Origin of the sequence: Leeuwenhoekiella sp. NPDC079379 (assembly GCF_044542075.1) — a bacterium.
GTDB lineage: Bacteria > Bacteroidota > Bacteroidia > Flavobacteriales > Flavobacteriaceae > Leeuwenhoekiella.
Window position 1 is genome coordinate 206,616 of the sequence record NZ_JBITTU010000006.1, and the last position, 20,212, is coordinate 226,827.

Consider the following 20,212-nt stretch of genomic DNA (forward strand, 5'->3'; position numbering starts at 1 on the left):
TAAGTTTTTAAATACATACTTTTTATTTGTAGGAATATTTCCAAATAGCCTTATTGATACAAGTTTAAACCTTTTTACACTTGTAAACAATCGCAATGATTTTATGTGTTTACAAATGTAAAATAAGTAATGTTTACATTTGTAATTCAACAAAATCGATGGATTATTCTACTTTAAATACATGGCACAAAAGCCAGAAAGTAGCTTCTATTAAAGGACGCTACATTACTATAAACGACATTCAACCGCTACTTGATAATTTACCTACTCTTTTTAGTGTAGAAACATTAGGATATTCTGTAGCAAACAGACCTATATCTAAAGTAACTTTTGGTACGGGTCCCATAACAGTTCTTGGATGGTCACAAATGCACGGAAATGAAAGCACAACCACTAAAGCTCTATTTGATGTATTTAAATGGTTTGACAGTAATAAAGAAAAAAATGCTGTTACAGATCTTTTAGATACGTGTACTTTTATAATGGTACCTATGCTAAATCCTGACGGTGCAGATGCTTATACACGCGCCAATGCAAATAATGTTGATCTTAATAGAGATGCACAGGATTTATCTCAGCCAGAAAGTGTTATTTTAAAAAACTTATATACAAATCTTAAGCCGGATTACTGTTTAAATCTTCACGGTCAACGAACAATTTTTGGTGTTGGAGAACCTGCAAAAAGTGCAATTGTATCTTTTTTATCGCCTTCACAAGACGAATTGCGTACTGTGACTCAGTCAAGGAAGATAGGAATGTCTTTAATAGCAGATATGAATGAGATGCTTCAAGAGTTTATACCAGATTCTGTAGGACGCTACGATGACGGATTCAATATAAATTGCGTCGGAGATACACTTCAACATCACAATATACCTACAGTACTTTTTGAAGCGGGTCATTATCCTGGAGATTATGATAGGGAAGAAACTAGAACACTTGTGTTTTTGTCACTTATTCGCATTTTTGAATCGGTTAGATTGCTTAAATCGAAAAAAAACACCTCCAGTAATCCGTATTTTACTATTCCGGAGAACAAAAAATGCTTTTTTGACTACTTAATTCGTTCTATTAAACTTCCTGTATTAGGAGTGGTAGATTTAGCTGTTCAGTTTGAAGAAACACTAGAAAATGGAACATTGAATTTTGTCCCAAAAATACATCAGATAGGTGATTTAAAGGAGTTTAATGGTCATATAGAGGTAAATTATGAGGGAAGTGCACCAATAAATAAAGATAATTTTGACTGGAAAGAGGGAGTGATTATTGAAGAAATCCAAACAAATTCCAGTTTACCTACAACGTTTTCGCTAAAAAGGAACGATTTGTTGTGAATTATTCAGTGATTTTGTATTATTTTTGATTTATATATAATTTAATTAACTAATAATGGCAAAATTCAAATTAGACGAAGTAGATCATCAGATTTTAGATATGCTGATTGAGAATACAAGAACTCCGTTTACAGATATAGCAAAGAAATTACTTATATCGGCTGGTACTGTTCACGTACGAGTTAAAAAAATGGAGGAGGCCGGCATTATTGTAGGTTCTTCATTAACTCTTGACTACGCTAAACTAGGATATTCCTTTATTGCCTACGTAGGCATCTATATTAATAAAACAAGTCAAACTACATTTGTTTTAGAGCGTATTAATCAAATTCCTTATGTTACTGTAGCACATGTTACAACAGGGAAATTTAATATTTTTTGTAAAGTAAGAGCAAAAAATACAGAACACGCGAAGAATATAATTTTTCAACTTGATGATATTGAAGGTGTTTATCGTACTGAAACTATGATTTCTTTAGATGAAAGTATCAACGATAAAAAACGTTTAATGCACAGTATTTTTCAAGACTTGTAAAGTAAACCAAAGAAGTATTTTATATATACCCTTTGGCTTTTTTGGCAAAGGGTATTTTTATTTTAATCAAAACTAACTTATGTCCAGACAACCCAAGCTAGAACGTTTTAACAATCTTGTAAAATCGAAGTATCAGGTTTATAATAGTCTATTTATGACCTTGCCGTTTCACGGCATTACAGACACCGGTGTGCTGTTACCGCTTTTTGATAGAATCTGCACACGTGGTTATGATAACAAATATAATCCCGAGAAAATAGTTAACTACTTTTTTGATAAATATCAGCGTGATGTTTCAGAAGAGGAGCGTCACGATCTTCTATTTCGTTTTATACAATATATAGAGCGTCAAGTGGTTCTTTTTGATGCTATTGAAGATGCTGCATACCGTACTGTAAATAATATGGATGGTCGTGGTACTTTACGTAACATAAAAGAGGAAGCTGAAGCGCAGTCTAAAACAGGGGAATTGCAGGAGTATTTGCAAGATTTTAAAATACGACCGGTGCTTACTGCACACCCTACACAATTTTACCCAGGGGCTGTTTTAGGAATTATCAATGATTTAAGTAAAGCACTTAATGATAATGACCTCGAGATGATAAAAAATCTTTTATCTCAATTAGGTAAAACGCCATTTTTTAAGAAAGAAAAACCAACTCCCTATGACGAGGCAGTAAGTTTAATCTGGTATTTAGAAAATGTATTTTATAAAGCTTCAAGTCACATTTATAATTACTTACAGCAAAACGTATTTAAAGGAGAGTTTTTTGATAATCAAGTGATTGATTTAGGCTTTTGGCCGGGTGGTGACCGTGACGGTAACCCTTTTGTAACTACCGAAATTACACTCAAAGTTGCTTCTCGTTTACGTAATACAATTATTAAAAATTACTACCGAGACGTACGTAATTTAAGACGTAGAATAACTTTTAACGGTACAGAGGCTCCACTAGCAGATATAGAACGTAGACTTTATGATAGTATCTTTTTACCGGGTGATCAATTAAAAATAACAGTTGACGAATTAAACAGCACGCTAATGCGCATTCGTCAAATAGTTATTGAGCGTCACGAAGGCTTATTTGTTGAGCAAATTGACGACTTATTGAATAAGATTAAAATGTTCGGTTTCCATTTTGCAGTATTAGATATTCGTCAGGATAGTCGGGTACATATGCACGTGATGGAAGAGATCGTTAAGCAAAGTGCTAAGGATGAGCTGGGGATATTTCCAGCAAATTTTGCAGAACTTTCAGAGGCTGAGCAAATAACCATTTTACAAGATGTAAAAGGTACAATAGATCCTGCTACTTTAGAAGATGAGATTGCGCGTAAAACGCTAGAAAGTATTTATGCGATGCGCGAGATTCAAGAACATAACGGGGAGCGCAGCTGTAACAGATATATTATAAGTAACAACCAGACCGGTCTTAATGTGATGCACGCATTTTCTATGTTTCACCTTACCGGGTGGGAGAATCCATTAGTAGATATTGTTCCATTATTTGAGACGGTACCAGATTTAAAAATAGCTCACGAGGTGATGCGTAAGCTCTACACAAATCCTGCATACGCTAAGCATTTAAAGCAGCGTAAAATGAAGCAAACTATCATGTTAGGATTTAGTGATGGTACAAAAGATGGGGGGTATTTAATGGCAAACTGGAGTATTTTTAAGGCTAAAGAAGAGCTTACGAAGGTTTCGCGTGAATTTGGAATTAAAGTAATTTTCTTTGATGGTAGAGGAGGACCGCCAGCTCGTGGTGGTGGTAAAACACACCAATTTTATGCTTCATTAGGAGAAACTATTGAAGATGAAGAAATACAATTAACAGTACAAGGGCAAACCATTAGTTCAAACTTTGGTACGCCAGACTCCTGCCAGTACAACTTAGAGCAATTATTAAGTTCTGGTATTTTTAATGGTGTCTTTTCTGAAAAAGGAAAAGCATTCCCAGAAGAAGATCGCTCTACAATGGAAGAGTTAGCAGAGTTAAGTTATAAAGCATATTCAGATTTTAAAGAGCATCCTAACTTTTTAGGATATCTGGAGCGTATGAGTACCTTAAAATACTATGCAAAAACGAATATAGGTAGTCGTCCTAGTAAACGTGGAAAAAGTGAAAAACTTAATTTTTCAGATTTAAGAGCAATACCGTTTGTTGGCTCCTGGTCTCAGCTAAAACAGAACGTTCCCGGTTTTTACGGTGTAGGTACAGCTATTGAAGCTTTTGAAAAACGCGGAGACTTTGATAAAGTACAAGATCTATATAAAAATAGTTTGTTCTTTAGAACTCTTTTAGAAAACAGTATGATGTCTTTAACCAAGTCTTTTTTCGGCCTTACAGCTTATATGCACGATGATCCGGAATTTGGTTCTTTTTGGGATATTATTCACGATGAGTATGAGCGTACAAAACGCCTATTACTAAAAGTAAGCGGCTATTCTGAGCTTATGGAAGAAGAGCAAGCTGGTAAAGCATCTATTCAAGAGCGGGAGCGTATTGTATTGCCGCTCTTAACGATACAGCAATTTGCATTAAAGAAAATTCAGGAAATGCAGCGTGAAGAAAATCCTGATCAGGCAAAATTAGAAATGTTTGAGAAGATGGTTACACGCTCTTTATTCGGAAACATAAATGCAAGTCGTAATTCGGCGTAATTATGAATGTAACCGAACTAAAAGAGACTGAGTTTAATGGTTTTTACAAAACTTACATTGGTAAAGTAGATCTTACGCACAATTTAGTCGAAGCACTGGAATTTGGAAAGAAGATTTATAATGATTTTTAACAAAGTATTCCAGAAGATAAATGGCTGTATGCGTATGATTCCAGAAAATGGACTGTTTTAGAATCACTATTACACGTGATTGATACCGAGCGCATTTTTACATATCGTGCATTGCGAATAGGTAGGGGAGATAAAACACCATTAGCTGGTTTTGAACAGGATGATTACATAAAACCATCTGGCGCTAATTTACGTTCGATGACAAGCTTAATTGAGGAATACAATCAAGTAAGATCTTGTACAATTAATCTGTTTAAAAATTTGTCTGCTGAAGCTCTTTTAGAAATTGGAACTGCGAGTAATAGCACATTATCTGCACGCGCTGCGGGCTTTATAATTTGTGGGCACGAGATACATCATGCATATATAATTAAAACTCGTTATTTAGATTAATTTTATAAATAAAATTGAAAAGCTGTAATGCATTAGTATTACAGCTTTTTTTATGAAGTTTTAATATGTATAATTAAAAATGTTTAGTAGTTAATTAAACATAATTTTGAATAATTGTAAGTAACTTTAGAATAGACTTGGCGACTATTAGTTATGAACAAAGAAGTAGATCAATTTATTGTAAATGCTAAACCTTTTAGTTCTGTACTACAGCTGCTAAGAACGTTGATACTTGATTGTAATCTGGAGGAAGAATTTAAGTGGAGAAATGCGTGTTATACCTACAATACAAAAAATGTGATCTTACTGGGCGCTTTCAAATCATATTGCACCATAACATTTATAAAAGGAGAATTGCTAAATGATTCGCAACACATTTTACTTAGCGCGGGTCCTAATACAAAAGCCGCACGTGTAATTAAATTTACTTCAGAAAAAGAGGTTTTATCTTTAAGTGAAGTGATTAAATCATATATCTCTGAAGCTAGAGAAATAGAAAAATCAGGAAAGAAACCACTATACAATAAGCCTGTAGATTCTAAATTTCCGATAGAGTTAGAATATGCATTTAATCTTGATTTTTCTTTCAAAAACTCTTTTTATAAACTTACACCGGGAAAACAACGCGGATACTTAATTTACTTCAGCGGAGCTAAACAAGCAAAAACTCGTGCCTCTAGAATAGAAAGTTATAAATCAAAAATTTTGGATGGTTTTGGTTTTAATGATTGTATTTGCGGTCTCTCAAAGAAAATGCCGGCTTGTGACGGGGCACATAAAATACTTAATAAGTAGGATTGCTTTGAAGTTTTAATCTTGTCCAAAAATATAAGTAAATGGTAATTTAGCTCATATATTAGATTTTTAAAACTATCAATTGCTGGGGTCTTTAGTAAGTCAAGTTACCCGGACGATAATTTATCTAATAAAAAAACTAAAGCCTGCTTTAGTGCAGGCTTTAGTTTTTTAATCTTTTAGAGCAGCATCAAAATCTTGCATCCATTTGCCGTGTACTTTTAATACTTGCTCAATTACGTCTCGAACACATCCTCTACCGCCTTTTTTATGTGAAACATATTTAGAGACCTCTTTAATTTCTTTAACTGCATCCTGCGGACAGCAAGGTAAACCCACTATCTGCATTACGGGATAATCAGGAATGTCATCGCCCATATACAAGATGTTCTCTGGGTTTATGTTATTTTTTGATACAAAATCATAAAAAAAATCTATTTTAGAATGAGCTCCCAGATGAATATCTGTAACTCCTAGTGCTTCTAATCTGCTGCGTACTCCTTCATTAGTGCCGCCACTAATTATACAAATTTTGAAATTATGATTGAGAGCTGTTTTTAATGCATAACCATCTTTTACATTCATGCTCCGCATCATTTCACCCTGGGTATTAATTAAAAGACTTCCGTCTGTCATCACACCATCTACATCAAATATAAAAGTGGTAATATCTTTTAGGTGTTCTTTGTAACTCTTATCACTCATAATGTTTTAAAATTGATTGGGTTAGGGTATTATATATAGCTCGTTGACCTGTTCTCGTCAAAGCACTTAATTGTTTATCTATTGTAATAGTATCACCTCGCTTAGCTGGTCCTGTTTGAGAATTTTCGGGTCCCAGGGCAAAAGCTTTTTCAATTGTTTCTTCTAATAATGGTTTTAACAAATTGAAAGAAACCCCATTATCATAACATAGCTGTTTTGCTTCGGTAAGAATATGATTGCTAAAATTATTACTGAAAACAGCAGCTAAATGCAAAGCTGCACGCTCTGTTGAATTTACAGCATAGCTCTCCGCATTTAAACTTTCTGAAAGAGATTTCAAAATAGATAAATCACCTTCAAGCTTTACTTCAATACAAAAGGGTATTTTACTGTAATTCAGTTTTTTTGATTTTGTAAATGTTTGTAATGGATAAAATACACCATAACGTTTAAGTGTATTTAAAACTTCTATTGATGTGCTTCCTGATGTATGCACAATAAGCGAGTCAATACCCTCTAGCTCATTACAAATTTCTGAAATGACCACATCGCTTACAGCAATAATAATTACATCAGATTTATGTGTTTTAGTTAGGGTAGTAGTGGTACTGGCAAACTCTTTAAAATCTACTAAAGATTTTTGATTTCTTCCTGCAACAAATTGCAGGTTAATGCCTTGCGCAGTACTAAATGCATGTGCAAGGTGAAATGCTACATTGCCGGTACCTATAATTGAAAGAGTAATCACTTTTCAAATGTACATAAAATCGACGTAAAATGTAAGTAATAGCAAGCCTTAAACCTTTATTAATGCTCTTTTGTTTTGTACCTTTGCGCCATCAAAAAAATGGCTTTTTTACCATGCAAAAACGTATCACAGATTTCCTGTTTTCTACCCGATTAATGGCTCTTTTATTTATTGTGTATGCTGTAGCAATGGCTACAGGAACAATACTTGATGCAGGGCAAGAAACTTCACCCACACCCTATACCAGAGAGCTCGTATATGAGGCCTGGTGGTTTGAGCTCATTCACCTTATGTTTATAGTTAACTTTGTGGGTAACATAGCACGCTTCAAACTATGGCGCAGAGCAAAATGGTCTACACTTTTATTACACTTATCGTTTATACTAATCATTTTTGGAGCAGCCTGGACGCGTTACGTGGGGTTTGAAGGCGTTATGCCCATACGTGAGGGAGAAACCGAAAATACATTCTTAAGTGATCGCACGTATTTAAGTGTTTTTATAGATGGGGAAAAAGATGGTGCGCCTATGCGTCGAAAACTAGATCCTAAACACTTAAATCTATCTACAAGACTAAATAATGATTTTAACTGGGAGACAGATTTTGCAGGTAAACCGGTGAGTATTTCATTTTCAAAATTTATAGATGGGGCAGAAGAAGGTCTTATTGAAGATACAGAGGGTATTAATCAATTAAAAATTGTTGAAGCAGGTGACGGGCAACGCCACGAGCATTATATTGAAGAAGGTCAGGTTGCAAGTATTCACAATGTTCTTTTCGCCTTAAACACGCCTACTGATGGTGCTATTAATATAGGTTTTGATGGGGAGAATTATACCATACAAACACCTTTTGGCGGAAGTACCCGAGTTATGGCTACTCAAACTGATTATGAGGTTGCTAAAGATTCTGTTCAAGAATTAAAACTACGATCTCTTTACCAGTTAGGAGGAATGCAGTTTGTAATCCCAGAGCCGGTAATGAAAGGTAAAAACGGAATTGTAGAAGCTTTTCCTAAACAAAAAGGACAGGCAGATGCTCTTTTTGTAAACATTAAGACCGAAGATGGAGAAGAAACACTGGGGCTTTTAGGAGGTAAAGGCTATAATAATGAAATGGAGTCTGTAAAAATAGGAGACCTTACCTTTCATATGAATTACGGAAGCCAAGCTGTAGAACTTCCTTTTGCAGTAACCTTAAATGACTTTATTGCAGAACGATACCCGGGTACGACAAATGTTTATTCCTCTTACAAGAGTAAAATTACAGTTGTAGAAGGTGATGATTCAGCATTTGATTACGATATTTTTATGAATCACGTTTTAGATTACAAAGGCTATCGCTTTTTTCAGGCGAGTTTTAGTCCAGATGAGTTGGGTACTGTTTTATCTGTGAATCACGATGCTGTAGGTACGTGGATTACCTATATAGGATACTTTTTATTATATCTGGGGCTTATGATTATTCTATTTGATAAAGGAAGCCGTTTTGGCGACTTAAAGGTTAGACTCGATAAAGTAAAAGCTCGAAAAGCAAAACTTTCTATAGTGGTTATTCTTTTCGCCCTTGGCGGAAATATCCTCACAGCACAAGAAGAGCAAGTGGTTGTTGAAAATGGAAATACTGAAATTGTACAGGAACAACCTCAAGATTTTATTCCCGGTACAGCCGTAGTAGATGAAGAGAATCACATGCTCCCGAAACAAGCTGAAATTGATTCAATTCTAAAACAAAATACAATTCCTGCAGCAGAAGCAGCCAAATTTGGTAAAATGGTTATTCAGGATGATAAGGGCCGTATGATGCCTGTAAATTCGTTTGCAAGTAAGTTACTGCGCAAATTAAGCCGAAGTGATTCTTACCATGGGATGACTGCAGATCAGGTTTTTCTGTCTATGGTAGAATCTCCTTTTTTCTGGTATAACGTAGATTTTATCTATTTAAAACCTGCAAATGACAGTCTGCGTGGTATTATAGGTATTCCAAAAGATCAGAAGTACGCAAGTGCACTTGATTTTCTAGATAGCCAGGGCCGTAATAAGCTTGATGTATATATTACAAATGCCTATCAGGCTGAAATAAAAAACAGTTTTGACAAAGATTTTATAGATATCGCAGAACGTTTAGGTCTGTTGAGTCGTGCCGTTAGTGGTGAGATTTTAAAGATTTTTCCGTTAATAGATAATGAAAATAATAAGTGGGTTTCTTATCCTGAATTAAATGAAGCTGGCTATAAAGGGATGGATTCTCTCTACACGAAGCAAATTCTACCTCTGTATTTTTCCGCTTTGCGTGAAGGAAAAGATACGGGCGATTTTTCAAAGGCAGATACCTTTCTAAAAAGCATTAGAAGTTTTCAAGAAAAACACGGTAGTGAGATTATGCCCTCCCAAGACAAAATAGATGCTGAAGTTTACTACAACAAGCACGATATTTTTACCAAGCTATATTGGATGTACATGCTTGCCAGCGTCTTTATGTTTGTATTTGTAATCATACGCATATTTAAAGAAACCCGTTTTATTAAATGGATGGTTTATGCAGGTGGTGGTGCTATACTTATTTTATTTGCATTGCACACACTGGGTCTAATTTGGCGTTGGTATATTTCGGGTCATGCACCGTGGAGTGATGCTTATGAGTCTATTTTATATGTAGGTTGGGCAACTATGTTTTTCGGTCTTGCCTTTGGTAGAAAAAGTTCACTTACCATTGCCAGTACAGCTTTTGTTGCTGGTTTTATACTATGGGGAGCGAGTATGAACTGGTTAAATCCTGAAATTGCGAATCTTCAGCCTGTTTTAGATAGTTATTGGTTAATGATACACGTAGCGGTAATCGTAGCGAGTTACGGGCCGTTTACCTTAGGTATGATTTTAGGTCTTGTTTCTTTATTATTAATGCTGCTTACAAACAGTAAGAATAAATTAAAAATGGAACTCAACATTAAAGAGCTTACCATTATTAATGAGATGGCTCTTACCGTAGGTTTGGTTATGCTCACGATAGGAAACTTCTTAGGTGGACAATGGGCTAATGAAAGCTGGGGTCGCTACTGGGGATGGGATCCTAAAGAAACCTGGGCACTTATAAGTATAATGGTTTATGCGTTTGTTATACATATGCGTTTAGTACCCGGTTTACGTGGTAGATGGTTCTTTAATTTGATGTCTATTTTAGCATATGGTAGTATTATGATGACCTATTTTGGAGTTAATTTTTGGCTTTCTGGATTGCACAGTTATGCGAGCGGTGAGAATATTTTAAATTTAAATAGAGCGCTCGGTATTATGGGCGGTGTAATTGTATTTGCATTGATCGCTTATCCTAAATACAAGAAATTTTACAAGAAGTAAAGTGGTACTAGTTGTTACTATAAATTTCAATTTAAAAAAATAAAAAAAGGGAGATCGCGTAAGCTTTCTCCCTTTTTTATATTTATGTGTTTGCTAACTTATTTAAAGTTCTCCTACCATATCTTCAGGTTTTACCCATTCATCAAATTCTTCGGCGGTAACATAACCTAGATTAACAGCTTCTTCTTTTAACGTAGTGCCATTATCGTGTGCTGTATTTGCAATTTCCGCAGCTTTATAATAGCCTATTTTAGTATTTAATGCAGTAACAAGCATTAAAGAATTATCAAGCATCGTTTTAATACGAGCGTGATTTGGCTCAATACCTGCAGCGCAATGTTCTTCAAAGGAAATACAAGCATCCCCTATAAGTTGAGCGCTGTGTAAAAAGTTTGCGGCCATAACCGGCTTAAACACATTTAACTCATATTGACCTTGCATCCCGCCTACAGCGATAGCCATGTCATTACCTATAACCTGAGCGCAAACCATAGTGATTGCTTCACATTGGGTAGGATTTACTTTACCAGGCATAATAGAAGAACCCGGTTCATTTGCGGGAATCGTGATTTCACCAATTCCTGAGCGTGGTCCACTGGCAAGCAATCTTATATCATTTGCAATTTTATTTAAAGAAACCGCAAGTTGCTTTAGTGCACCGTGAGATTCTACAATAGCATCGTGTGCGGCAAGAGCCTCAAACTTATTATCAGCCGTTTTAAAGGGCTGTTCTGTAAATTTTGCAATGTATTCTGCTACCAGAACATCATAGCCTTTAGGTGTATTTAATCCGGTACCTACCGCGGTACCACCCAGAGCTAGTTCAGAAAGGTGATCTAGTGTATGCTCAAGAGCTTTTATACCGTGATCTAATTGAGACACATATCCTGAAAATTCCTGACCCAGAGTTAGGGGAGTAGCATCCATTAAATGTGTACGACCTATTTTAACCACTTCGCGGAAATCATCTGACTTTTGCTTGAGTGTATTTCTAAGTTTAATAACGCCCGGAAGGGTAACTTCCATCACTTTCTTATAGGCAGCAATATGCATTCCTGTAGGGAACGTATCGTTTGAAGATTGTGATTTATTCACATCGTCATTTGCTTGTAATGTTTTGCCTCCATCGCCTAAAGTATTTCCCGCTAAAACATGAGCACGGTTTGCAATTACCTCATTAACGTTCATATTGCTTTGCGTTCCAGAACCGGTTTGCCAGATAACAAGCGGAAATTGGTCGTCGTGTTTCCCTTCTAAAATCTCATCACAAACAGCTGCAATCTGATCTCTTTTTTCATCAGACAAAACTCCCAATTCTGCATTAGTGTAAGCAGCAGCCTTTTTTAAATAGGCGAAACCATAAATAATTTCAATAGGCATAGATGCTGCGGCACCTATTTTAAAATTATTACGGGAACGTTCAGTCTGTGCTCCCCATAATTTGTCTGCCGGTACATTAACATCACCCAGCGTGTCTTTCTCTATTCTATATTCCATTATGATTTTTTTAGTGGTTGAACAAAAATAATAGTTTGTCTTTAATAACTGCAGTTTAGGGTAGTTATAAATCTCTGTTTTAATTGAAAATTGTATTGCATATTAAGGAAGATTATCGCTAAATTTGCCACAAGACAAAACCCATATTATGTTCGAATTTGATCAATACTTAGGCTTCTTAGCATTTTTAACCATTTTAACAATAGGTTTCTGGTTAATGATATTTTTAGTTTCCATTCTTCCATATTGGATTGGTGGTGCTTTTGTAGAACGTATGAAAGAAATACGTGAAAAAAAGAAAGCTAATAATGTGAATTCTTAAGTATTACATTATATATAATAAAATTGTCGTGTATAGATTTAATTGGTTTCAACTAATAAAACTCCATTTCGGCCTGAACTCCCGTAAAAAGCAATCGCCCCTTTACCAAATATAGCGTATGATTTGATATCTTCTAATGTATAGGAATTTAAATGAGCAATTTTAGCAGGCTTTTTATTTATTAGAATAAGTGGAAAGTTTTGATGATTTGTTTCTTCAGTAATATTTAATTCATCCCTAATTTTCTTTTCAGCTTTTATATAAAAATCTGTTTTATCGACATCTTCATTTAAGAAGTGATCAATTTGAACACTAGACATTCCCCATGTATAACCACCGGGTTCTAAACTATTGATAAAATTACTTTTGAATTTATCTGTATCTATATTTTCAGATAAAATATCATGTAGTTCACGTATCGTATTACAATCTTTACAAGACCTGTGAAAGGGTGACCAATAACTAATGACCTTGTACTCATCTTTAGTAGCAATTTCTATATAAATATAAAATCCGTCTAAACCGCGAAATGAATCTCCAGAGAGTTCTTCAAAACTTATAGTTTTAAATTCATCAAAAATTTTACGCGATTGGGTGTTGGTAATTGTATTAGTTGCAATTACTGGCGAATTACCTCCCGTATAAATTTTATAGTTAGCGGAGACCTCATCTGCAGAATAATAATTCAAAGTGAAGATAGTATGCTGTTCCCAGATTCTAATATTTAAAGAGTCTTTTGAGGTTTCCAGATCCTCTAATTGAAACTGTTTAAGTTTTTCAGGTAATTTTTTAAAAAAAAGACTGTCAATATTATTTTCTGGTAAAATAACTGTTTTCTGACTGTACGATATTTCAATACTCAATAGAAAAATAAAAAAAAATAAACTTCTTAGCATATTAACGATATTCCGGGTTTTCAAAATTCCAGCGTTCCCCATTGTTCCATTGTTCACGTGAATTTCCATAATTTGAGTAACCATCATTTCGCTTTAACATAGAAGCGATATGAAGTAGGTTATAAGTCATAAATGTTGTATTTCTATTAGTAAAATCACTATCAAAACCTACTGGCGTGTTCAGTTTTTCATCATTCCAAACCTGGTCTCCATAACTAGGGCCCGGTCCTACCTTGCCAATCCAACCACAATCTGCTTGTGGTGGTATTGAGTATCCTACATGCTGCAGAGAATAAAGTATGCCCATTGCACAGTGTTTTATTCCATCTTCATTTCCTGTTATAATACAACCACCAACTTTTCCGTAAAAAACATACTGTCCTTTGTCATTGACTTTTCCGCTCATCGCATAAAGGCGCTCAATCAATTTTTGAGTTTCAGATGATTTCTCGCCTAACCAAATAGGAGTACCAATTATTAAAATATCTGCTGCTATAATTTTTTTGTAAAGTTGAGGCCATTCATCGGTTTCCCAGCCATATTCTGTCATGTCTGGATAAACACCACTTGCAACATCATGATCAATAAAGCGTATTTCTTCAAATGAGACATTTTCTTTCTTGAGAATCTCTTTTGAGACATTCATTAATGTGGAAGTGTGACTTTTTTGTGGTGATTTTTTTAAAGTACAATTGATATAAATTGCGTTGAGATTACTAAAATCCATATGACTATAATTTTGTATTCCACTGTAATTTACGAATACAAAATGAAACTCCGCATTTTTAAAAATCAAATACCATTACTAAAATAACGTAAAAAAAGAAACGCCAGATTATGAAAATAATCTGGCGTTTAAAATTTTATATAAATAGTAAGCTATATCATATCAGACATTATATTTCTGATGTTTTGCTCCTTATACACTTTATCTAAAGCATTAATATAACTTGATGTAAAGCGATCATTATTAATTAAATCACCAAAAATTGAAGTTTGTCTTAGAAAGGATAAGGCATCCTCTTTTGAATTTTGAGCCGCTTCGTGAAGTTCATTTTTCATCGTGTCTAAAATCTCTAATGGAGCACCATTTTGATCTTGTTGCAGATCACTATAATAACACCAAGTTGCTAAAACAAGAGTGCCAAAATCTATATTACCCCCAGATTTTAAATTATCCTGTATAGTTGGAATTAGAAACTTCGGAAGTTTTGCAGCACTTTCAGAACAAATGCGACTAACACTATCTTTAATATTAGGATTTGCAAATCGCTCTTCAAGGCTATCTTTATAATCATTTAAATTTATGCCTTCTAATTCGTCTAAGACCGGTGTAGCTTCTTGGTCCATAAACGATCTTAAATAGGTTACAAAGACTTTGTCTTCCATACATTCATTGATCGTCTTATATCCATGTACAGCTCCTAAAATCCCCAATACAGAATGTCCTGCATTTAGCAAACGCAATTTCATCTTTTCATAAGGCTTAACATCTGGAACAAACTGCACACCTACATTTTCTAATTGAGGTCTGCCGTTAGAAAAATTATCCTCGATAACCCATTGAATAAAAGGTTCACAAGTAACCGGCCATTCATCTTTAATGCCGTATTCATTTTCTAAAAATTCGATATCTGCCGCAGTTGTCACCGGAGTAATTCGATCTACCATACTATTAGGAAAGCTTACTGAAGTCTCAATCCATTCAGCAAGTTCACTATCTTGTCGCTTAGCAAATGTTAGTAACATTTCGCGTGTTACATCGCCATTGTGCTCGATATTATCACAAGACATGATAGTAAATGGCGGTAACGAATTCTCCCGACGTTTTTTAAGAGCTGCGGTTAAATAGCCATATATGGTACGTGGATCCTCCGGGTTTTGCAATTCGTAAATAACATCTTGATTATCAAAATTAAATTCACCTGTTGATGAATTAAAATTATAACCACCCTCTGTAATTGTTAGAGATACTATTTTTGTATCTGGGTGAGCCATCTTGTCTATGGCTACCTGAGGATTACCATATCCCAGTTTAAAATCGATGATCGATCCTATTACTTGAGCTTCATTTTTACCATCAGGGTGTTTTACAAGCAACGTGTATAAATTATCCTGCTTTATAAAGACATCCTCAATGTTCTTATCATTTTCCCGTAAACCAATGCCACAAATTCCCCATTCTGTATTGAGATCGGCTTCGTGTAATTTATTTAAATAATAAGCTTGATGAGCACGGTGAAAGCCACCAACGCCTACGTGAACGATTCCTGTTTTTAGTGATTTAGGATCATATTCTGGAACACCTAAATGTTCACGAAGTAGATCAATATTATTTAAATTTAGAGTTACTGAATTTTTCATTAATGCTTTTCTTTTTTAATTTTTCCTCGTCTTGTTGCCCAGTAAGCTGTTATAAAATAGAGTAGGGTACATATAAAAGCGTATTTATAAAATAGCGCTCTATTTGTTATATAATTATTCTCATTAGCACTGCCAAATAAAACCAGACTTGCAAGAACTAATGTGATTATTAATGCTACCACAGACACCACTTTTAGAATTTTTGTAAATATACTTCGGTCAATAATTGGATCTGGTTCTAATTCGGCTTTATCATCCTGAAATTTTGATATACTTTCTTGGTACTCTTGCTCTTTTTGCTCTTCTTCAGGATAAGATTCTTTAGCTCCGTAACGTGCAGCTAAAAGGGTGTACATAATTATCGTAAAAATCCAAGTGGGTACGAATAAATAAAAGAATGACATCACATTAAGCGCATTTAGACCGAAGCCAAATACTAAACCTATTCCCCATGATGCTATTGCAGGAGTATTAAATTTTAATTGCTTGAAAGAAGACCAATAACGCGTATAACCTATCCTCGGAAAAATTTGATGTTCAGCAAAAACAATCGCTCCTACAGGAACTACTAGTAATCCCGCATAGGTTAGCAATGGTAATATTTGTGAAAAAACAAAAGGAAAGCACGCTATAACAACCGTGAATAAACCAACGGTTAAGGTCGTCTTCTTTCTTGAATGACTTTTAAAAATAGCTTGAGCAGCCAGACCGGCACGATATAGATTTGTAATCGCTGTCGACCATCCAGCTATAATGACAATAACAAAACCAGACCAACCTAAAGCATAATAAGCCACATCTCCTGGGTCTAATTCTACAATAGATTTACCCAAAATTACTGCAGCACCAGCTCCCATTATTCCTGCTGAAATCCAGGCTACAAAATGACCGAACATCATACCGCTACTGGTTGTAAGTCCGTAGACCTTCTTTTTAGCATAACGCAAAAGTGCCATATCAATAAGTCCAAAGTGTGTGATAGTATTGGCAGCCCACGCAAAACCTATAACTTCAACAAGACCTATACCTGGTTCTCCATTACTATCTATCCCTGTCCAGATGGACTGATTGCCTAACGCGATTAGTTCGTGCCAACTTCCGGGCAATGTACTATCTAGAACATCTAGCGATAATGCGGGTAAAAGAACCATCGCTCCACTTATAAACATAACAAATAACCAAGGTGCACAAACTCCTGCAAATTCAGTAACGGCTTTAAAACCAAACATTGCTATCAACACAACAACAATACCTACGCACATTACAATCAATACAAACCAAAAATTATTAGGATACCAATCCAATTGTTGTGGAATATCAAATACAAATCGTACCGCAGTAGAGGATACCGTTATCATTGCTGCAGAGATTACTGAGAAAATAATAACATTTGCCCAGTTGTATAGTTTGGTCATAGAATCACCTGCAATTTTATTCAGGTAATTATAAAGACTTAATCTGGTATCTACGGCAATGGGAGAGGTGATGAATGTCCAACTTAACACAGCCAGAATATTACCTATAAGCAAACCTATAATAATATCCATCGTTTTCGCTCCAAGCGCTACAAAGGTTGCTCCTATAACAAATTCTGTAGCTGCTACGTGTTCAGCAGCATACAATCCTGCAAAATGGGTCCAGTTATGTAATTTATGTTTAGATACGGGTAATTGCTCGACATCTATATCTTCAAATTGCTGATTGTCCTTTCCGGTTTGCATACTTATCTTTTTATGGGTACTATATCGTTGGAAATTTACAGCTTAAAAGTTAAATACACTAATTTAATCGATTTAGTTAATCGTTTAAGCGATTTTAGCGGAAATAAAGGGTTTAGTAGTTTTCATAAGATTTTGGGGCTCTAAAGCCTTATTTATTAGTTTTGGTTGATTTACATAACAAAAAAACCATTCAATTTATTGAATGGTTTTTTAAAGTTAGGAATGAAAGGAATCGAATTAATTATCCCTGGAAATCACCTTCGTCATCGGTATTCACCGGTTGATTTCTCTTTGCTTCATTTTTACGTTGGTTAAAACGATATACAAACGATAAGTTTATTTGGCGTTGTCTCCACTGAAATTCGCTATCTCTTGTGAAGAAGTCGTTAGTTGTAAATTGATTACGTTTTCTGCCGTTAAACAAATCGCTTACATTCATAGATACCGTACCGTTATCACCAAAAACATCTTTGCTAAATGCTAAATCAACTGAAAGTATACCGTCTGTATCAGACTGTGCATTTTGAGAAGCACCTCTGTAGTTAGCATTGGTTTGCCAATCTATTTTAAAGGGTAAGGAAACTTTAGAACTAAAACGCGCAAAATAACTAGTATTCTTAGCACTATAATCTACGTCGTTAAAAAATCCTTCAGTATTAAATTGAAAGAAGTTGAAGCTACCATTTAGACGCAACCACTTAGCCGGGTTGTACAGCATACCTAATTCTGCACCTATACGCTCGTTACTTGATAGATTAATAGGAATGGTACGTATTACCGTATTTCCGTTAGTATTAGTCCCTTGACCTTGTAACTCAATAATCTCATCTACGCGCTCAAAAGAGGCTGTCTCTTTTTGATAATAAATAGACGAAGTTAGAGTCACTTTATCCCAACGTTTTAAATATCCTATATCATACGCATTAGAAAATGCAGGCTGTAAATTAGGGTTTCCCTGAAATACGTTATTTCTACTACTTCTATCTGGGAATGGATTTAAAAACCAGCCACGCGGGCGGTTGATACGACGATTATATCCTAAAGTTATATTCTCGCGCTCTGCAATTTCTAAAGTAACATTTAAGGTAGGGAATAGGCCTAAATAATTATTGTCAAAATCGGTATCAATTGGAAAGCCAAAAATATCTTGCAACTCTTCTTCATTTAAAGAAGAACCTATTTTTCCTTTTAATTGTGTGTTTTCTAAACGTAAACCGGCTAGAACAGAAACTTTACCAAATTTGCTACCTATCTGAGTGTATACTGCATTTACATTCTCTGTGTAATCAAATACGTTACTTAATGTGTCATTGCGTATAAAGTTATTTGTGTTAGCAATTTGCTCTTGATTCACAGCATAATCTGTAATCTCATTTTCAAAACTACCACGATATCCTGCTTCAAACTGCCATTCTTCAGCAAAGGGTAAAACGTAATCTGCCTGAATTAAATATTCTTTTTGCTGCTCATCAGTTAATAAACGTTCCCCAATTATTGGTGTAGTATTTTCAGTATCTAAGGTAATATCTTCATTGATTCTCGTATTCTGAATTTCTTTAGAATTTTCATACTGAAAATCTGCAGTCAATTGATGGCCTTCATCATTAAATTTATTGATATAATTTAATGAAAATTGGTAGCTATCATCTTTCTCCTTTTGATTTTCAATACGTGTCGTTTCAAGAACTTTTGCCGCATCTCTAAAACTTTGAGTAAGGTTTGTTGTTTCGTCTACGTCATTACCATTTCTATAAAATACAGAAGCAGTAACAGATGACTTATCATTAAGGTAATATTCTATACCCAAGTTAGTATTAAAACCTCTGTTTAAACGCTGTATATCACGATCTTCTATTATGCGATCATAAGTGGGGTTTATATCTGCGGAAGATAAATAGTTAGTGTCAAAAAAACCGTTACCTGGTGAGCTTGAATAACGATATCCTGTAGTATTAAAAATGTTATATTTTTCGGTACGTAGATTTAGGTTAGCAGAAATACTTGCTAAATCAGGATTCCCTATACTCGTGTTTATAGATCCATTAAATCCTAAGGTTTTTTCTTTGCGCAAAATAATGTTTAGTATACCTGCAGTACCTTCAGCATCATACCTGGCGGAAGGAGAAGTAATTACTTCTACACGCTCAATAGCATCTGCCGGAAGCTGACGTAGGACATCTGTATTTCCAAAACCTGCAATAGCCGAAGGTTTGCCGTTAATAAGAATACGTACATTCTCATTTCCTCTAAGGCTAATGCCACCTTCTACATCTACAGTAACCGAAGGTACATTATTTAATGCGTCACTTACAGTACCACCGGCAGTCGTTAAATCTTTACCTATATTATAGATTTTCTTATCTAATCGAATATCTACAGTTGTGGTTTCTGCAATCACAGTAACCTCATCAAGATTTGAAGCTGCAAATTCTAATTGTACCGTTCCTAAATTAAGATCACCGGTAATGGTTCTGTTTAAAATTAAGGGTTGAAAGGAAATATATTCGATTTTAATAGTATACTTCCCGGGAGCAACTTCAATTTTAAAAGTACCAGAAGTGTCTGTAATACCACCTTCTACATCTGTAGCATTAGTGGCATCTGTTACTGTAACCGTAGCATACTCAAGGGGTATGCCGGCATCTTTATCTACTACCGTACCAGTAATGGTAGCTTTAGAAGAAGAGGATTGTGCAAATGTGAATGCTGTAAAGAGAAACAGCACACATAGTGTGAACGTATTTTTCATA

General features: G+C 35.0%; 16 protein-coding genes. 8 read left to right on the plus strand and 8 right to left on the minus strand.

The window, feature by feature from the left end; genetic code table 11:
* The first annotated feature begins 158 nt into the window (after window positions 1–158).
* The 6 genes from ACIGAM_RS12745 to ACIGAM_RS12770 all read left to right on the plus strand — a co-directional run bounded on the left by ACIGAM_RS12745 (window position 159) and on the right by ACIGAM_RS12770 (window position 5,853).
* Window positions 159–1,334 carry a M14 family zinc carboxypeptidase gene (locus ACIGAM_RS12745; protein WP_396511823.1) on the plus strand — a complete coding sequence of 392 codons (1,176 nt, stop codon included), beginning with the start codon at window positions 159–161 and terminating at the stop codon, window positions 1,332–1,334.
* Window positions 1,335–1,389: 55 nt separating this feature from the next.
* Complete coding sequence (locus ACIGAM_RS12750; RefSeq protein ID WP_028375239.1) at window positions 1,390–1,869, plus strand: Lrp/AsnC family transcriptional regulator; 480 nt, start codon at window positions 1,390–1,392, stop codon at window positions 1,867–1,869.
* Window positions 1,870–1,948: 79 nt separating this feature from the next.
* Entirely contained in the window at window positions 1,949–4,534 is a 2,586-nt protein-coding gene (locus ACIGAM_RS12755; protein WP_396511824.1) for a phosphoenolpyruvate carboxylase, read from the plus strand.
* A gap of 2 nt (window positions 4,535–4,536) precedes the next feature.
* The gene (locus tag ACIGAM_RS12760; protein ID WP_396511825.1) at window positions 4,537–4,665 is read left to right on the plus strand and encodes a hypothetical protein; all 129 of its coding nucleotides are present in this window, start codon (window positions 4,537–4,539) and stop codon (window positions 4,663–4,665) included.
* A gap of 6 nt (window positions 4,666–4,671) precedes the next feature.
* Entirely contained in the window at window positions 4,672–5,058 is a 387-nt protein-coding gene (locus ACIGAM_RS12765; RefSeq protein WP_396511939.1) for a DinB family protein, read from the plus strand.
* 153 nt (window positions 5,059–5,211) lie between these two features.
* Complete coding sequence (locus tag ACIGAM_RS12770) at window positions 5,212–5,853, plus strand: DUF1801 domain-containing protein (protein ID WP_396511826.1); 642 nt, start codon at window positions 5,212–5,214, stop codon at window positions 5,851–5,853.
* Between the two features lie 171 nt (window positions 5,854–6,024).
* Here ACIGAM_RS12770 and ACIGAM_RS12775 read toward each other — a convergent pair whose 3' ends face one another.
* Window positions 6,025–6,558: a KdsC family phosphatase gene (locus ACIGAM_RS12775; protein WP_396511827.1), complete on the minus strand. Its 534-nt coding sequence runs from the start codon at window positions 6,556–6,558 to the stop codon at window positions 6,025–6,027.
* On the minus strand, window positions 6,551–7,306 hold the full coding sequence (locus ACIGAM_RS12780; protein WP_396511828.1) for a Rossmann-like and DUF2520 domain-containing protein: 756 nt from the start codon (window positions 7,304–7,306) through the stop codon (window positions 6,551–6,553). Before ACIGAM_RS12780 ends, ACIGAM_RS12775 begins: the two co-directional genes overlap by 8 nt.
* Before the next feature lie 113 nt (window positions 7,307–7,419).
* On the opposite strand from ACIGAM_RS12780, the gene ccsA reads away from it, so the two are divergent.
* On the plus strand, window positions 7,420–10,662 hold the full coding sequence (gene ccsA, locus ACIGAM_RS12785) for a cytochrome c biogenesis protein CcsA (RefSeq protein ID WP_396511829.1): 3,243 nt from the start codon (window positions 7,420–7,422) through the stop codon (window positions 10,660–10,662).
* 102 nt (window positions 10,663–10,764) lie between these two features.
* Here the strand turns inward: ccsA and fumC are convergent, their stop codons facing one another.
* A complete protein-coding gene (gene fumC, locus ACIGAM_RS12790) occupies window positions 10,765–12,159 on the minus strand; it encodes a class II fumarate hydratase (protein WP_396511830.1) in 1,395 nt (464 codons plus the stop codon).
* A gap of 148 nt (window positions 12,160–12,307) precedes the next feature.
* Here fumC and ACIGAM_RS12795 point away from each other — a divergent pair, with 148 nt between their 5' ends.
* Window positions 12,308–12,481, plus strand: coding sequence for a hypothetical protein (locus ACIGAM_RS12795; protein WP_164916300.1), 174 nt, complete (start codon window positions 12,308–12,310; stop codon window positions 12,479–12,481).
* A gap of 38 nt (window positions 12,482–12,519) precedes the next feature.
* On the opposite strand, the gene ACIGAM_RS12800 is transcribed toward ACIGAM_RS12795, so the two are convergent.
* The 5 genes from ACIGAM_RS12800 to ACIGAM_RS12820 all read right to left on the minus strand — a co-directional run bounded on the left by ACIGAM_RS12800 (window position 12,520) and on the right by ACIGAM_RS12820 (window position 20,211).
* Complete coding sequence (locus ACIGAM_RS12800; protein ID WP_396511831.1) at window positions 12,520–13,344, minus strand: hypothetical protein; 825 nt, start codon at window positions 13,342–13,344, stop codon at window positions 12,520–12,522.
* Between the two features lie 34 nt (window positions 13,345–13,378).
* Window positions 13,379–14,104 carry a flavodoxin family protein gene (locus ACIGAM_RS12805; protein ID WP_396511832.1) on the minus strand — a complete coding sequence of 242 codons (726 nt, stop codon included), beginning with the start codon at window positions 14,102–14,104 and terminating at the stop codon, window positions 13,379–13,381.
* Window positions 14,105–14,256: 152 nt separating this feature from the next.
* Window positions 14,257–15,741, minus strand: a complete 1,485-nt coding sequence (locus ACIGAM_RS12810; RefSeq protein WP_396511833.1) for a mannitol dehydrogenase family protein — start codon at window positions 15,739–15,741, stop codon at window positions 14,257–14,259.
* Window positions 15,741–17,462 (minus strand): purine-cytosine permease family protein, encoded by a 1,722-nt coding sequence (locus tag ACIGAM_RS12815; RefSeq protein ID WP_396511834.1) that lies wholly within the window; start codon window positions 17,460–17,462, stop codon window positions 15,741–15,743. The genes ACIGAM_RS12810 and ACIGAM_RS12815 overlap by 1 nt, the downstream gene beginning before the upstream one ends.
* Before the next feature lie 241 nt (window positions 17,463–17,703).
* Window positions 17,704–20,211, minus strand: coding sequence for a TonB-dependent receptor domain-containing protein (locus tag ACIGAM_RS12820; protein WP_396511835.1), 2,508 nt, complete (start codon window positions 20,209–20,211; stop codon window positions 17,704–17,706).
* Between the last annotated feature and the right edge of the window lies 1 nt (window position 20,212).

What these genes read in the sequence shown, in the direction of transcription:
- ACIGAM_RS12745 (WP_396511823.1), top strand. Translation starts at nt 159, where the DNA reads ATGGATTATTCTACTTTAAATACATGGCACAAAAGCCAGAAAGTAGCT.
- ACIGAM_RS12750 (WP_028375239.1), top strand. Translation starts at nt 1,390, where the DNA reads ATGGCAAAATTCAAATTAGACGAAGTAGATCATCAGATTTTAGATATG.
- ACIGAM_RS12755 (WP_396511824.1), top strand. Translation starts at nt 1,949, where the DNA reads ATGTCCAGACAACCCAAGCTAGAACGTTTTAACAATCTTGTAAAATCG.
- ACIGAM_RS12760 (WP_396511825.1), top strand. Translation starts at nt 4,537, where the DNA reads ATGAATGTAACCGAACTAAAAGAGACTGAGTTTAATGGTTTTTACAAA.
- ACIGAM_RS12770 (WP_396511826.1), top strand. Translation starts at nt 5,212, where the DNA reads ATGAACAAAGAAGTAGATCAATTTATTGTAAATGCTAAACCTTTTAGT.
- ACIGAM_RS12775 (WP_396511827.1), bottom strand. Translation starts at nt 6,558, where the DNA reads ATGAGTGATAAGAGTTACAAAGAACACCTAAAAGATATTACCACTTTT.
- ccsA (WP_396511829.1), top strand. Translation starts at nt 7,420, where the DNA reads ATGCAAAAACGTATCACAGATTTCCTGTTTTCTACCCGATTAATGGCT.
- fumC (WP_396511830.1), bottom strand. Translation starts at nt 12,159, where the DNA reads ATGGAATATAGAATAGAGAAAGACACGCTGGGTGATGTTAATGTACCG.
- ACIGAM_RS12795 (WP_164916300.1), top strand. Translation starts at nt 12,308, where the DNA reads ATGTTCGAATTTGATCAATACTTAGGCTTCTTAGCATTTTTAACCATT.
- ACIGAM_RS12805 (WP_396511832.1), bottom strand. Translation starts at nt 14,104, where the DNA reads ATGGATTTTAGTAATCTCAACGCAATTTATATCAATTGTACTTTAAAA.
- ACIGAM_RS12810 (WP_396511833.1), bottom strand. Translation starts at nt 15,741, where the DNA reads ATGAAAAATTCAGTAACTCTAAATTTAAATAATATTGATCTACTTCGT.
- ACIGAM_RS12815 (WP_396511834.1), bottom strand. Translation starts at nt 17,462, where the DNA reads ATGCAAACCGGAAAGGACAATCAGCAATTTGAAGATATAGATGTCGAG.
- ACIGAM_RS12820 (WP_396511835.1), bottom strand. Translation starts at nt 20,211, where the DNA reads ATGAAAAATACGTTCACACTATGTGTGCTGTTTCTCTTTACAGCATTC.